Below are 14,447 nucleotides of genomic sequence, written 5' to 3'. Positions count from 1 at the left end.
GTTCTGCCGGGCGGGCTTCGCGTCGCGGGCGGGGGTCAGAGTCTGCTGCCGGATGCCGTGTCGGACGACAGCCGCTGGGCGAGGTAGATCGGGATCACGGAGAGCAGGACGAGGACGGCGGCGACGACGTTGACCACCGGTGCCTGCTGGGGGCGGGCCATGTTGGAGAAGATCCAGACGGGGAGGGTCTGGACGCCTGGGCCCGCGGTGAAGGTGGTCACCACGATCTCGTCGAAGGACAGCGCGAAGGCCAGCAGCCCGCCCGCGACCAGCGCGGAGCGCACCAGCGGGAAGGTGACGTCGACGAAGGCGCGGAAGCTGTGGGCCCCGAGGTCCATGGCCGCTTCCTCGTACGAGCCGGGCATCCGCCTCAACCGGGCGATGACGTTGTTGAAGACCACCACGATGCAGAAGGTGGCGTGGCCGACGACGACGGTGAACATGCCGAGCCCGACACCGAGCGGTTCGAGGACCGTGCGGAAGGCGGTGTTGAGCGCGACGCCGGTGACGATGCCGGGCAGGGCGATCGGCAGGACGACGAGGAAGGAGAGCGTCTCGCGGCCGAAGAACCGGTGGCGGTGGATGGCGAAGGCGATGAGGGTGCCCAGGACCAGGGCGATGGCGGTGGCGCCGAGCCCGGCCTTGACGGAGACCCACACGGCGTCGCGGGCGCCGGCGCTCTCCCAGGCGGCGGACCACCAGTGGAAGGTGAGGCCGGGGGGCGGCCAGCCGGAACTGCGGTCGGGGTTGAGGGAGTTGACCAGGACCAGCAGCAGCGGGATGTAGATGACCGCGAAGCCGAGCCCGGCGGCGATGCGCAGGACTATGCGCGCGGGGCGGGAGAGATTCATCGTGGGGCCTTCGCTGTGCGTCGTACGGTCGGAGGGTGGGGGGACCTGGCGCCCGGGGGTGCCGGCAGCCCGGGGACTGAGGCAGCCCGGCGTCTCAGAGGCTGCTGAGTGCTCCGGTGCGGCGCACCGCCAGCAGGTAGAGCACGATGATCGCCACGGGTACGGTGCCGAGGGCCGCGGCCAGCGGCAGGTTCAGGCTGATGTTGGAGTAGATGAGATTGCCGATGAGCTGGGTCTTTCCGCCGACGATCTGCACGGCGATGTAGTCGCCGAGGCTGAGCGAGAAGGTGAAGACCGAGCCGGCCGCGACGGACGGCAGGAGCATCGGCAGTACCACGGAGCGGAAGGTGCGGGCGGTGCGGGCGCCGAGGTCGGCGGAGGCGTCCAGCAGGTTGGCGGGGAGCTGTTCGAGTGCGGCGTGGATCGGCAGGATCATGTACGGCAGCCACAGGTAGGTCAGCACCAGGACGGTCGCGGTCAGTCCGTAGCCGGGGCCTTCGAGGCCGAACGGGGCCAGGGCCCAGTCCAGCAGTCCGCCGTCGGCGAGGATGAGGCGCCAGGCGTACGCCTTGACGAGATAGCTGGCCCAGAGCGGGGTGAGGATCGCCACGACCAGCAGCGGCCGCCACCGGGGCTTGGCGACGCGGGCCGTGTAGAAGGCGACGGGGAAGGCGATCAGGACGCACAGGGCGGTGACCGCGAGGGCGACGCCGACGCTGCGCAGGGCGACCTGGCGGTAGGCCTCGGTGGTGAACAGGGCGGTGAAGTTGTCCGTGTTCCAGATCTTCACCACGTTCGAGGTGAAGCTGTCCGTGGTCCAGAACGCGGACAGGAACAGCGCGGCGAGCGAGCCCAGGTAGGCCAGGACCAGCCAGGTCAGCGGCGCGGAGAGGAGCAGGGACAGCCGCAGCCGGGGGCGGCGGTGCAGGGTCCCGGCGAGCCGCCGGGCGAACCCGGCGGCAGGCACGGTGTTCGTCATCGGTTCCCGGTCCTCAGCCCTTGATCCCGGTCCAGGCCTGGACCCACTTGGCGTACGGCACGCACTCCGCGTCCGTCCGGCCGTCGATGCACTCGGCGACGGGCGTGGTCCAGTAGTGGACGTTCTTCCAGTACGCCTCGTCCGCCGCGTGGTACGTGGCGCAGTGATCCTTGTCGGCGGTGAGTTCGCAGGACTTCGCGTTGGACGGGGCCTCGCCGAAGTACTCGGCGACCTGGGCGTTCACCTCGGGCGAGATGATCCAGTCCATCCACTTGTAGGCACAGTTGGGGTGCTCGGCCTTGGCGGAGAGCATCCAGGTGTCGGACCAGCCGGTGGCCCCCTCCTTGGGGAGGACCGCCTCGACGGGGGCCTTCTCGGCCTTGGCCGCGTTGACGATGACCTGCCAGGTGGTGCCGACGACGGAGTCGCCGCTCTTGAAGGCGGAGATCTCCTTGAGGTAGTCGCTCCAGTACTCGCCGATGTTGGCGTTCTGCTCCTTCAGCAGGGCGACGGAGGCGTCGAACTGCTTCTGGTCCAGCGCGTACGGGTTCTTGATGCCCAGGTCGGGCTGGGTCGCCATCAGGTAGAGGGCGGCGTCCGCGATGTAGATCGGGGAGTCGTAGGCGGTGACCTTGCCCTTGTACTCGGAGCCCTTGTCGAAGACCGCGGACCAGGAGGTGGGGGCGGGCTTGACCTTCTCCGTGTTGTACATGAGGAGATTGGCGCCGCGGCCGTGCGGGACGCCGTACGGGACGTCCTTGACGGTGTTCCAGTCCTTGTTCTTCAGCCCCTCGAAGACATCGGCGTAGTTGGGGATCAGATCGGTGTTGACGGGTGCCGCGTCCCCGGAGGCTATGAGCCGCAGCGAGGCGTCGCCAGAGGCGGAGACGGCGTCGTACTGGCCGGTCTTCATCAGGCTGACCATCTCGTCGGAGGAGGCCGCGGTCTTGGTGTTGACCTGGCAGCCGGTCTCCTTCTCGAAGCCGGAGACCCAGTCGACGTCCGGGTCGTTGGTGCCGTCCTCGACATAGCCGGCCCAGGCGATGAGGTTGACCTCACCCTCGGTCTTGCCGAGCTTCTCCTGGGCCTTGAGGTCCGGCGGGTTCAGTCCGGAGGCGGCGGAGCCGGAGCCGTTGGACGAGCCGCAGGCGGTGGCGAGCAGCAGCACACCGGCCGCGGTGGCTGCCTTGAGCGAAGGGGACATGCGCACGGGGATCTCCAGGGGGATGGGGTGGTGGGGACGGCACGGGCCGACCGGGCGGGCGCGGGGCGGCGCGGGTGCGGCGCGGCGCGGTGTGCTTCCGGATACGGAGGGGTGGCCGTCAAGCGGCCGGGACCGCTTCGCCGGGTGTTTCCGGAACGCGGAAGTTGTGGCGGTGGTGCCATTGGAGCCTGACCCGGGAGCCGCGGTAGGCGGCGACGTCCTCGGACGAGGTCTCCAGGTTCTGCTGGAGCGCGGTGAGCCGTCCCCCGGCGTCGAGGTCGACCAGGAAACGGGTGGCGTCCCCCAGGTAGACGACCTCGGCGACCGTACCGACGGCGGTGGAGCAGTCGGGCTCGGCGGCCGTCCCGGAGTCCTTCACCACCCGGATCTTCTCCGGACGGACGCTGTAGGTGCCGGCCGTGCCCACCACCCGCTCGGCGGCCTCGCCGGTGAGCAGGTTGGAGGTGCCGACGAAGCCCGCGACGAAGGGGGTGGCGGGCCGTTCGTAAATGTCGGCCGGGGTGCCGGTCTGTTCGATGCGGCCGTGGTTGAACACCGCGATCCGGTCGCTCATCGTCAGCGCTTCCTCCTGGTCGTGCGTGACGAAGACGAAGGTGATGCCGACCTCGCGCTGGATCTCCTTCAGCTCGATCTGCATCTGCTCGCGCAGCTTCAGGTCGAGGGCGCCGAGCGGCTCGTCGAGCAGCAGCACCTTCGGCCGGCCGACCAGGGCGCGGGCGAGTGCCACGCGCTGCCGCTGCCCGCCGGAGAGCTGGGACGGGCGGCGTGTGCCGAGGTTGTCGAGGCGTACGCTCGCCAGCGCCTCCCGGGCCTGCGCCAGCCGCTGGGCCCGGGGCACCTTGCGGACCTTGAGGCCGTAGGCGACGTTCTGTTCCAGGGTCATGTGCGGGAAGAGCGCGTAGTCCTGGAACACGGTGTGCACATCGCGTTCGAAGGGTGCCAGGCGGGTGACGTCGGAGCCCCCGAGCTCGATGGTGCCGCTCGTGGGGGCCTCGAAGCCGGCGATCATCCGGAGCACCGTGGTCTTGCCCGAGCCGGAGGGACCCAGCATCGAGAAGAACTCGCCGTCCGCTATCTCCAGATCGACTCCTGCCACGGCCTCCGTCCGGCCGAACGCCTTGCGCAGGCCCTGGAGCCGGATCGCCATTCCCTCCATGGGCGGGAACCTTTCTGATGCCGTCGGACGTTGGAGCGTAAACATATGAAGTCATAGTTCTAATTTCAAGACCCCAGTAAGGTAACGACTGAGCCAAACAAGCAAGGTGGTGGCCATGAACCGCGACAAACCGGGCATCCAGCGGGCCGTCTTCACCCCCGTCGACACCCTGGCCCGGGTGGACGCCGTCGTGCGCAGGCTCGGCGACGCCATAGACCTCGGGCTGCTGGCCGACGGCGAGCAGCTGCCCGGCGAGTCGGAACTCGCCGCCCAGCTCGGCGTCTCCACCGTGACCTTGCGCGAGGCCCTGATGTCCCTGCGTCAGCAGGGGCTGGTCACCACCCGCAGGGGCCGTGGCGGAGGCACCTTCGTCACCGTGCCCGACGGACCCGCCGAGGACCGGCTGCGCGCCCGCCTCTCCGACTGGAGCACCGAGGAACTCCGCGACCTGTCCGACCACTGGGCGGCCGTCTCGGGAGCCGCCGCCCGGCTCGCCGCCCAGCGCACCGAACCGGAGGACCTCCAGCAGCTGAACAGGTCCCTGGAAGAGCTGACACGCGCGGAGAACAGCGCGGCACGCAGCCGGATCTACGGGCGCTTCCACGTCGAACTGGCAGCGGCCGCCCAGTCCGCCCGGCTCACCAAGGCCGAGGTCACCCTCCAGACCGAGGTGGGAGCGCTGATGCGGCTCGTACTCGGCGGGGACGAGTACCTCGGGGACGTCCTGGATCGTCACCGCGCTGTGATCTCAGCAGTGCATGATGGCAAGGAGAATCGCGCCAGGGACCTCGCCGAACAGTGCGTGCAGACCTCCATGACGCGCCTGATCGGACTCCGCCTCGGTTCTGCCCGTGGAGAGCGCGGTCCCCGTCCGAAGGAGGACCCCCATGGGCAGCGGTCGCCGTCCCGTACACGCCTCGGCGGCGGTTCTTGAGGAGTGCACGGCCGCCGACGCGGCCGCCCGGGTCCGTGACGCGCTCGAAGGAGTCTTCGACGCCGTGAGCCGGACCGGTGCGGACGCCGAAGCGGTGCTCACCGCGGCCGCCGCGGACGGCCGCCGCCCCGTCTCGGCCGATCTCGCGGCGCTCCGCCCCGGCCTGCACGCCCGCCTCAGCCAGTACGGCCTGGTCTCGGGCGTGGGCTTCGTGGCGGCGCACGGAGTGCTCGGCGACGTACCGGCATGCCTGGAGTGGTGGCAGACCGCCGCGGACGGGTCCCTCCGGCCGCTGCTGCTGGACCTGGACCCGGAGCACTCGGCGTACTACGACTACACCCACTGGGACTGGTTCACGCTCCCCCGCGACACCGGCCAGCGGGCGGTCGCGGGGCCCTACGTCGACTATCTCTGCTCGGACGAGTACAGCCTCACCCTCTCCGCACCGGTGACGGTCGGCGGCCGCTTCATGGGGGTGGCCGCGGCCGACGTCTATCTGCGGCATTTCGAGGCGGGCGTCGTGCCGGTACTCCAATGCCTGCCGGGCCCCGCCCACCTGGTCAACGCGCGCGGCCGCGTCGCCGCCTCCACCGACCCCCACCACCTGGCCGGATCGCTCGCCAAGGGCCCGGACTACGCGGCGGTGCTGGCCGGGCCCGCGGACGGCGCCGAACACGGCGGACTGCGGTTGCGCCCCTGCGACGGCGTCCCCCTGATCCTGGTGACGGCGGCCGGCCAGGCGGAAGGCCCGTAACCAGGACGCGACGCCCGCACCGCTCCCCCCGCCCCGGGGGGCGCCCGGCCCCGCCGGGCTCCGGTTTCGGCAGTCCGGCCGAGGCTCGCTCGACGACGGCGGCGGGCGCGCCCCCGGCACGGGCCGCGGCCCCGTCACGCCCCGTGCCGTGGGCCGCCCAGAGCCAGCCACCAGGGCGACCGCGCCCACACTCCAGCCTCCCGAGGCGTAGTGGCACCGGGCCAGTTGACGGCAGGCCCAGACGGCCTCCGCCGGGGCGACCCAGTGAACCAACGGAAGCCACCGGCGTGGTGGCCGTAAGCGAGGGCGGCGGACAACTACCCCCGGGGGACTGCTAAGTTACAGGTGACTTACCAGTATCTACGGGTGGGGTGGCCGGGAGCATGAAGCAAACCGGGCGGCTGACGGGTGTGGACCGCCGCGAGCAAGTGCTGAAGATCGCCGCGGAGGAGTTCGCGGCGCACGGGCTGCACGGGGTGTCGGCCGAGGCGATCGCCCGGAAGGCGGGCATCACACACGCCTACGTCTTCCGTCTCTTCGGTACGAAGAAACAGTTGTTCATCGAAGTCGTCCGCCGCGCCTTCGAGAGCATGGCCCGTGATCTCGCCGAGGCCGCCGGCCCGGCCAAGGGTTTGGAAGCGCTTGCGGCGATGGGGCGGCGCTACGACGCCGGCCTGTCCGACCGAACCCTGCTCCTGCTGCAACTGCAGGCGTTCGCCGCGTGCGGCGACGCCGAGCTGCGGGCGGCGGTCCGGGAGAGCTTCGGCGCACTGTGGCGGACGGTCAGCGGCATCACGGGCCTTGACGCCGTGCAGGTCAAGACCTTCATGGCCTACGCGATGCTGCTCAACACCAGTGCCGCGCTGGAGCTGGCGGACCTCGACGCGGACTGGGCCGCCCAGGCCGTCACCCGCATTCATGCCGGGCTGTTCGAGCACCTGACGACCGAGGTGAACGAATGACCGGCACCGCGGACGCATCCGCCCGGGCCGGGTCCGCCGGCCGGGCGCTGGTCCCCGCGCTGGTGTTCATCGCCCTGGTCGTCGCGGTGGTGGGCAGCCTCGGGGCACCGTTGATCACCCCCGTGGCGGGTGAGTTCGGTGTCTCGCTGGCCGCCGCGCAGTGGACGCTCACCGCCCCGCTGCTGGTGGGCGCGATCACCACCCCCGTCCTCGGGCGCCTCGGGACCGGCCCGCGCCGGCGCCGGGTCGTCCTCGCCACCCTCGCCACGGTGGCGACCGGCAGCCTGCTGACGGTGGTACCGCCGTCGTTCGCCTGGTTGCTGGCCGGGCGGGTGGCCCAGGGCGCCGGTCTGGGCCTGACCGCGCTGATGATCGGCGTCGCCCGGGACCACCTGCCGGAGCCGCGCTCCGGGGCGGTGATCGCGCTGCTGTCGGTGGCCTCCACCATCGGGGTCGGCGTCGGTTACCCGCTGGCCGCGCTGCTCACCGAGATTTCCGGCCTGCGGGCGGCCTACGGGCTCGGGCTGCTGATCGCCGTGGTCGCGCTGGCAGCGGCCTGGTGGACGGTGCCGCAGCCGCCACCGGGCCGGTCGGCGGCCGTCGACGTGCCCGGGGCAGCGCTGCTGGGCGGTGGTCTGCTGGCCCTGCTGCTGGCGATCAGCCAGACCACCCTGTGGACCGAGCACCCGGTGCCCGCCCTCGCCCTGCCGGTCGCCGCCGCCGCGCTGCTGGCGGTGTGGGTGCGCCGTGAAGGCAGGTCCGGCGCCCCGCTGGTGCGTCTCGCGCTGCTGCGGCGCCCCGCGGTGGCCGGCGCCAACGCGACCATGCTCCTCGGCGGTATCGGGATGTATCTGCTGCTGACACTGGTCACCCGCTACGTGCAGACTCCCGCGGAGGCCGGTTACGGCTTCGGCGTGGACATCTTCGTCGCGGGCCTGGTGCTCGTGCCGTTCTCGGTGCTGGGCTTCGCGGGCGGCAGGCTGGTACCGCCGCTCCGCAAGCGGCTCGCGGCCGCGACAGTGCTGGCCGTCGGGGGCGCCGTGGTGCTGGCGGCGCTGGTGGTCTTCGCGCTGGTGCGCGACTGGCTGTGGCAGGCGTTCGCCGTGATGGGGCTGCTCGGGCTGGGCGTCGGCATCTTCTCCGCCGCCATGCCGAGCGCGATTCTCGCCGTCACACCGCGGGAGGAGACCTCCAGCGCGATGAGCTTCAACCAGGTCGTACGGAGCGTGGGCTTCTCCATCGGCAGCGCGCTCGGCGGCCTGGTACTCGCCGCCCGCACCGGCCCGGGGACGGCTTTTCCCGCCGAGTCCGGATACACCTGGGCCGCCTGGGCCGGGGCGGTCCCGACGGCCGTGACGATCGCCGTCAGCCTGGCGCTGCGGCGCACCGCCACGGCGCGGCATCGTCCGGCGGATCAGTGAGGTCTTCGGGGCGACCTCGGCGACCTCCGGGTGTTGAGCCGCTCGGCCGGCAACGCCGGCGTCGTCCCGGAGCCGTCCGCGAGCTCCCGCGGTGCGCGTCCCCGTCGCGGTGCGCGTCCCCGCCGCGGTGCGCGTCCCCGCCGCGGTGCGCGTCCCCGCCGCGGTGCGCGTCCCCGCCGTCGTGGGGCGAGCCCCCGCCCGCGACGGCGAGGACCGTGCCGGCACCGCCGGAAACCGCGGACCCCGCGAAGCCACAGCCCCGGTTCAGCGGAAACAGGACCGGCCCGGTGCTCAGGCCCAGCCGTGGGCCTGCTGGGTGCGGCGCGCGAGGGTGTCGACGACGACCGCGCCGAGCAGCACCACACCGGTGATCATGAACTGGACGGCTGCCGGGATGCCCAGCAGCGCCATCCCCGAGGCGACCGACTGGATCACCAGAATGCCCAGGAGCGCCGACCAGGTGCGGCCCCGGCCGCCGAAGAGGCTGGTGCCGCCGATGACGGCCGCGGCGATGGCCTCGATCAGCAGGTTGCCGGAACCCGCCGTCGCACTGGCCGAGCTGACCCGGGAGGCCAGGAGCAGGCCCCCGATCGCGGCCATCGTGCTGGAGATCACGAAGACGGACACGCGCACCGACGTCACGGCGATACCGGCGCGCCGGGCCGGCTCGATGTTGCCGCCGAGGGCGACGATCCGGCGGCCGTAGGGAGTACGGCGCAACAGCACGTCGAGGCAGACCAGGAAGACCAGGAAGACCAGCAGGGCGAGGGGCAGGCCCCGGAACTGGTTGAGTGTCCAGCCGGCGGTGAAGGAGACGGCGGCGAGGGCCAGCGTGCGCAGCACGATCTCGGGCAGGCCCCGGACGGGCAGGGCGCCGGCGGCTCTGCGGCGCCGCGTGGTCCGGTAGGAGAGCAGGAAGTAGGCGAGGGTGCCCAGGGCCGCCAGGCCGTAGGCGACGGCGACCTCGTGGAAGTAGGAGTGGGTGAGCCGGACGACCGGCCCGTTCTCGTCCAGGAGGATGGTGCCCTGCCCGGCGAAGATGTAGAGCGTCAGGCCGTTCCAGCCCAGCAGTCCCGCGAGCGTGACGACGAAGGACGGGACGCCGACTCTGGCGACGAAGAACCCGTGGACGGCGCCGACCGCCGCGCCGACGGCGAGCGCGAGGAGGACCGCGACCGCCTCCGGGACGCCGTGCCGCACGTTGACCGCGGCGAACAGGGCCGCGGACAGGGCACCCACCGAGGCGACCGAGAGGTCGATCTCGGCCAGGAGCAGCACGAACACCACGCCGACGGCCACGAGGCCGGCGCCGACGATGTCGATGCTGAGGTTGGAGAGGTTGCGCGGGCTGAGGAAGTCGGGGTCCAGGATGCCGAAGACGGCCCAGATCACGGCGAGGGCGGCGATGACGGGGGCGGAGCCGAGCTGTCCCTCGCGCATCCGTCGCCGTGTGACGTCCAGGTGGCTCTTCAGCCGGCGCCGCGCCTCCCGGCCGCGCGAGCCGGGGGGCCCGGGCGGCTGCCCGGGCGGCTCGGGCGGCTCGGGCGGGCCGGCCGGGTGCGGTTGCGTGGACGTCACCGTTGCCACTCCGGTGTCGCACGGTCGACGACGGCGTTGTCCGTGGCGCCGGTGATGGAGGAGACGATCTGCTCCTGGGAGGTGGTCGGGACGTCGAAGAAGCCGTTGTTGTGTCCCAGCCGCAGCACCGCCGCACGGTCCGCGACGGCCTTGACGTCGCCGAGGTTGTGGCTGATGAGCAGGACGCCGAGCCCGCGCTCGCGCAGGCGCTCGATGAGATCGAGGACCCGCACGGACTGGTGGACGCTCATGGCCGCGGTGGGCTCGTCCAGCAGGAGCAGGCGGGGATCGCCGAGGAGGCAGCGGCAGATGGCGATTCCCCTCCGCTGCCCGGCGGACAGCGAGGCGACGGGTACGCGCAGGTCGGGGATGCGGAGGGACAAGGTGCCGAGCAGTTCCCGGGCGCGCTGCTCCATCGCCACCTCGTCCAGGAACCCCAGCCGGCTGATCTCCCGCCCGAGGAAGAGGTTCCCGGTCACGTCGATGTTCTCGCACAGGGCGAGGTCCTGGTAGGCGGCGGCGATGCCCAGTGCGCGGGCGTCCCGGGGCCGGGAGATCCGGACGGTGCGGCCCTGCCACGCGATGGCGCCCTTGTCGGCCGGCGCGGCGCCGCTGATCACGTTGAGGAGTGTGGACTTGCCCGCGCCGTTGTCCCCGACCAGGGCGACGACCTCTCCGGCGTGGATCTCGAGGCCGACGTCGAGCAGGGCCTGCACGGCGCCGAAACGTTTGGAGATGCCGCGCAGCGTCAGCACGGGAGGGGTCGGCACGTGAGGTCTTCCCTTGCCTTGAGCGCCTGCTCCCCGGCCCCGGTCCTAGCCAAGGAGACCGGCCTCCTCGCAGGCGGAGCGGATGTCCGGGGTGCAGATCTGGTCGGTGGTGTACTTGCCGCGTCTGATCACGGTGCCGACGGTGCCGGCGGTCAGCGAGATGGGCTCCAGCACGACGGCGGGGATGGCCCGGCGGGAACCGTTGCTGACCGTCCCGGTGGCGATGGCGTCGACGCTCTCCCCCCGTCCCAGGGCGACAGCCATCTCGGCGGCGGCACGGGCTTCGGGGGCGAAGGGTTTGTAGACGGTCATGAGCTGCTCGCCGGTGATGATGCGCTGCACGGCCGCGAGGTCCGCGTCCTGGCCGGTGATGGGGGGCAGGGGGCGGACGCCGGCCGATCGCAGGGCGGCGATGGCTCCCGAGGCGATGCCGTCGTTGGCGGCGTAGACCCCGTGGATCCGCTCGGGGCCGAGGTCGGCGATGGCGGCGGTCATATCGGCGTAGGCGTTCGCGGGGTCCCAGTTGAGCACTTCGTACCGTTTGGCGATCTGCACCCGGCCCTTGAGGACGGAGAGGGCTCCCTTCTTGAGGTCGGCCGCGTTCGGGTCGGTCGGCGAGCCGTTCAGCATGACGATGCGGATCCGGGACGCGTTGGAACCCAGGGCCCTCAGCAGCGCCGTGGCCTGCAGCCTGCCGATCTCCTTGCCGTTGTAGGAGACGTAGCCGGAGATGGGGCCCCTGGCCAGTTGGTCGTAGGCGACGACCGGCACCCCGGCCGCTGCCGCACCGCGCACCGTGGGGCGGGCCGCCCTGGAGTCGACGGAGCCCAGGATCAGCACGTCGATCCCGCTCGTCAGCAGTGCCCGGAGCTGTTGCTGCTGAGCGGCGGCGTCCGGCCCGCTCGGGGAGTAGCGCACCGTGCAGGTGGGGCACAGCTCGCGGACCCGGCTCTCGATCAGCGGCCGGTCGAACCGCTGCCAGCGGTCCGCCTGGTTGGCCGGGAGGAGGAGTCCGATGGTGAAACCCCGTGCGGGGCGTGGCGGTGCCCCCGTCCGGCTGCCGTCCGGACTGGGCGGCCTGCCCGCAGGCCGCGGTGACGAGCACGAGTGCCGCGGCGGCCAGTGCGGCCCCGGCCCGGCCCCGGTGTGGCTTCATCCCCGGCACCTCCCGGGCCGCCCGGCCCACCTCGATTCAGCGACGGGACGATATTTTCCTATTGTGTCCTATTTGACACCCGGAGTGTCTCCTCGGCCGGTCCGGTTCCCCTGAGTGGGCCCCTCCTCCGGGCCGGGCGGTTCCGGATCCCGCGGCGGCAGGGCGATCTCGCTCCACACCTGCTTGCCACCGCTGAGCGGCACCGACCCCCAGGACTCCGACACCGCTTCCACCATGAGGATGCCCCTGCCGCCGGTCGCCTCCCAGTCCATGCTGGCCGCCTTGACCGGCGTACGCGGTGAGGAGTCGCTGACCGCGACGCGCAGCCGGTTTCCGGTCAGCGCGAGGTCCAGCCGGACCTCTCCCGCGGTGTGCACCAGGGCGTTGGTCACCAGCTCGCTGACCACCAGGAGAACGGTGTCGGCCTCCTCCACCGCGTCCCACGCGCGCAGCGTCCGGATGGTGAAGCGGCGGGCGTGCGCGGCCGCGTCGGGCAGCCGCCAGACCGCCCAGCCCGCCCGGCGCGGCCGGACCGCCATCCCGTCGTAGCGCAGCAGGAGCAGCGCCAGGTCGTCGTCGCGGCGCGCGCCACCGCCCAGCAGGGCCGCCGCCATGCCCTCGGGGTCGGCGGGGTCGGCGGCCGCCAGGGAGTCACGGATCCGGCGCATCCCCTCCTCCGCACCGGTCTCCGGCGGCTCCACCAGGCCGTCCGTCATCAGGGCCAGGACGGAGCCGGGCGCGATGGGGGCGGTGGTCATCGGGAACGCCGCCTGAGCGTCCGCGCCCAGCGGCGGGCCGCCTTCGACCTGCAGCTCCCTCGTTCCGCCCGCCGGATCGCGCAGCACGGGCGGCAGGTGCCCGGCCCGCACGAACCAGGCGTTGCCCTCCTCCATGTCCAGGGCGACATAGCAGACGGTGGCGAACAGGTCGGTCTCCATCCCGGTCAGCAGCCGGTTGGCGTGCGAGACGACCACGTCGGGGGTGTGGCCCTCCACGGCGTAGGCCCTGATCGCCGTCCGCATCTGGCCCATGACGGTGGCGGCCGCGGCGCTGTGTCCCTCCACGTCCCCGATGACGAACGCCACCTGCCGGTCCGACAGCGGGATCACGTCGTACCAGTCGCCTCCCACCTCCAGCCCCGCGGCGGCGGGGAGGTAGCGGGCGACGGCCACGCCTCCGCGCAGGGCGGGCAGCGTGCGGGGCAGCAGACTGCGCTGCAGCATGGTGACCAGCTCGCGCTCGGCGTCCAGCGCGCGGGCCCGCATCAGGGCCTGCCCCGCCAGGGACGCGGCGGCCGTCAGCAGGGAACGCTCCTGCGGGCCGAACTCCTGCGCCTCGCTCCAGCCGATCACGCAGGTGCCGAGCGTCCGGCCCTCGGCGGGCAGCGGCAGCAGCGCCACTCCTCCGGGGCCCAGCCCCGCCAGATCCGGCGGGACGGCCGTGCCCGGCGGCCACAGGTGTACGTTTCCCCCGCGCAGGGTGCCCTCCACCGTCGGGAGGGAGCCGGACGGGGCGTCGCGCCCTTCCGCGCGCCAGGCCGACCGCCACACCTGCGGCCATGCGTCCGGATCCCGGGGGGCGAGGACGGTGACCACCAGCCGGTCGCTCGTGAGTTCGGTGAGCGCCACCCGGCCGGCGCCCAGCGCATCGAGCAGGGCACCGGCGACGTCGCGGGGGTTCGTGGTGCCGGCGAGAGCGGTGGCCAGCCGCTGGACCATGGAGACCTCGTGGGCCCGGGGCCGCAGACGGGAGGCCTCGGCGACGACGCCCAGCAGCCGGTCCGGCCGCCCCGCGGGGTCGAGACGCAGCCGGCAGCCGAGGGAGAGCCAGCGCAGTTCCCCGGTGCTCAGCCGGACCCGGAACTCCACGTCGCGGAGGCCGGTGGCGCGCTCGTCCGGCTCGATGAGGGACATCAGGGCCGGCAGGTCGTCGGGGACGGCACGCCAGAGCAGGGTCTCGACGCGTCCGTCGAAGCCCTCCGGCGCGATGCCGAACAGCTCGGGCAGCCGGCTGTCCGCCTCGATCCGGCCGGTGTCCAGGGCCAGAGTGCAGGCACCCGGGCGGATCCGGCGCAGGACCGAGCCGGCGGTGGCCTCCTGCCGCACGCTGTCGGGGACGGGCGTGGTGCGGGACCAGCCGTCCGCCTCCAGCCGGGTCGTGAGCCGGCCGGCGAACATCTCCAGCAGAAGGCGGCGCGTGGTGTCGAAGCCGTACGGGCCGTCGTCGACGACGAGCAGGCAGCCCAGCCGCCCGCCCTCCGCGACCAGCGGCAGGGCCCCCGCCGAGACGGCGGCCGCCCCGGCGGCGGGGGCCGCCCCGCCCGGGACCGCCTCGGCCGGAGCCGGCCACACGGGGCGGCCGGTGCGGTAGGCGTCCGTCACCGGGGAGCGGTCGTCCGGTGACAGCGTCTCGGGCAACGCGTACGGCGTACGGGTCCGGCCGAGGGTATCGATCAGCCGCAGCCCGCCTGTGTTCTCCGGGTCGCGCACGTAGACGGCCGCCATCGCCACCCCCGCGAACCCGAACGCCGTCCCCGCGTTCTCCTTCATCTCGTCGCCTCCGAACCGGCCGGGTGCGGCCGCCTCCAGAGTAGGAAGAAACCGCCGCCCGCACCCTGCCGGGAGGCTCCCGGGGGAGCAGATCCGCTGCTCCCCCGGGACT

At 72.6% G+C, this 14,447-nt stretch carries 12 protein-coding genes; 4 read left to right on the top strand and 8 right to left on the bottom strand.

Annotation, left to right across the window (positions count from 1 at the left end):
* Positions 1 to 35: 35 nt before the first annotated feature.
* The 4 genes from KBZ10_RS09280 to KBZ10_RS09265 form a co-directional block, all read right to left on the bottom strand.
* Positions 36 to 851, bottom strand: a complete 816-nt coding sequence (locus tag KBZ10_RS09280) for an ABC transporter permease (protein WP_210987030.1) — start codon at positions 849 to 851, stop codon at positions 36 to 38.
* Between the two features lie 94 nt (positions 852 to 945).
* On the bottom strand, positions 946 to 1,830 hold the full coding sequence (locus tag KBZ10_RS09275; protein WP_210987029.1) for an ABC transporter permease: 885 nt from the start codon (positions 1,828 to 1,830) through the stop codon (positions 946 to 948).
* A 13-nt stretch (positions 1,831 to 1,843) separates the two neighbouring features.
* Entirely contained in the window at positions 1,844 to 3,034 is a 1,191-nt protein-coding gene (locus KBZ10_RS09270) for an ABC transporter substrate-binding protein (RefSeq protein WP_210987133.1), read from the bottom strand.
* 118 nt (positions 3,035 to 3,152) lie between these two features.
* Positions 3,153 to 4,211: an ABC transporter ATP-binding protein gene (locus tag KBZ10_RS09265; protein ID WP_210987028.1), complete on the bottom strand. Its 1,059-nt coding sequence runs from the start codon at positions 4,209 to 4,211 to the stop codon at positions 3,153 to 3,155.
* 115 nt (positions 4,212 to 4,326) lie between these two features.
* On the opposite strand from KBZ10_RS09265, the gene KBZ10_RS09260 reads away from it, so the two are divergent.
* The 4 genes from KBZ10_RS09260 (at position 4,327) to KBZ10_RS09245 (ending at position 8,282) form a co-directional block, all read left to right on the top strand.
* Entirely contained in the window at positions 4,327 to 5,145 is an 819-nt protein-coding gene (locus tag KBZ10_RS09260; protein WP_210987027.1) for a FadR/GntR family transcriptional regulator, read from the top strand.
* Positions 5,099 to 5,899: a cache domain-containing protein gene (locus KBZ10_RS09255; protein WP_210987026.1), complete on the top strand. Its 801-nt coding sequence runs from the start codon at positions 5,099 to 5,101 to the stop codon at positions 5,897 to 5,899. Before KBZ10_RS09260 ends, KBZ10_RS09255 begins: the two co-directional genes overlap by 47 nt.
* 383 nt (positions 5,900 to 6,282) lie before the next feature.
* The gene (locus tag KBZ10_RS09250) at positions 6,283 to 6,861 is read left to right on the top strand and encodes a TetR/AcrR family transcriptional regulator (protein ID WP_210987025.1); all 579 of its coding nucleotides are present in this window, start codon (positions 6,283 to 6,285) and stop codon (positions 6,859 to 6,861) included.
* A complete protein-coding gene (locus tag KBZ10_RS09245) occupies positions 6,858 to 8,282 on the top strand; it encodes an MFS transporter (RefSeq protein ID WP_210987024.1) in 1,425 nt (474 codons plus the stop codon). The genes KBZ10_RS09250 and KBZ10_RS09245 overlap by 4 nt, the downstream gene beginning before the upstream one ends.
* Positions 8,283 to 8,573: 291 nt before the next feature.
* On the opposite strand, the gene KBZ10_RS09240 is transcribed toward KBZ10_RS09245, so the two are convergent.
* From KBZ10_RS09240 to KBZ10_RS09225, 4 genes are all read right to left on the bottom strand, one after another.
* Positions 8,574 to 9,860 (bottom strand): sugar ABC transporter permease, encoded by a 1,287-nt coding sequence (locus KBZ10_RS09240; RefSeq protein ID WP_307847305.1) that lies wholly within the window; start codon positions 9,858 to 9,860, stop codon positions 8,574 to 8,576.
* Positions 9,857 to 10,630, bottom strand: coding sequence for an ATP-binding cassette domain-containing protein (locus KBZ10_RS09235; protein WP_210987023.1), 774 nt, complete (start codon positions 10,628 to 10,630; stop codon positions 9,857 to 9,859). Before KBZ10_RS09235 ends, KBZ10_RS09240 begins: the two co-directional genes overlap by 4 nt.
* A gap of 45 nt (positions 10,631 to 10,675) precedes the next feature.
* Positions 10,676 to 11,587 (bottom strand): substrate-binding domain-containing protein, encoded by a 912-nt coding sequence (locus tag KBZ10_RS09230; RefSeq protein WP_307847315.1) that lies wholly within the window; start codon positions 11,585 to 11,587, stop codon positions 10,676 to 10,678.
* Between the two features lie 267 nt (positions 11,588 to 11,854).
* Positions 11,855 to 14,335: a SpoIIE family protein phosphatase gene (locus KBZ10_RS09225; protein WP_210987022.1), complete on the bottom strand. Its 2,481-nt coding sequence runs from the start codon at positions 14,333 to 14,335 to the stop codon at positions 11,855 to 11,857.
* Between the last annotated feature and the right edge of the window lie 112 nt (positions 14,336 to 14,447).

Source organism: Streptomyces sp. F63 (assembly GCF_018070345.1).
Taxonomy (GTDB): domain Bacteria; phylum Actinomycetota; class Actinomycetes; order Streptomycetales; family Streptomycetaceae; genus Streptomyces.
This window is presented reverse-complemented; position numbering and strand designations above follow the sequence as displayed.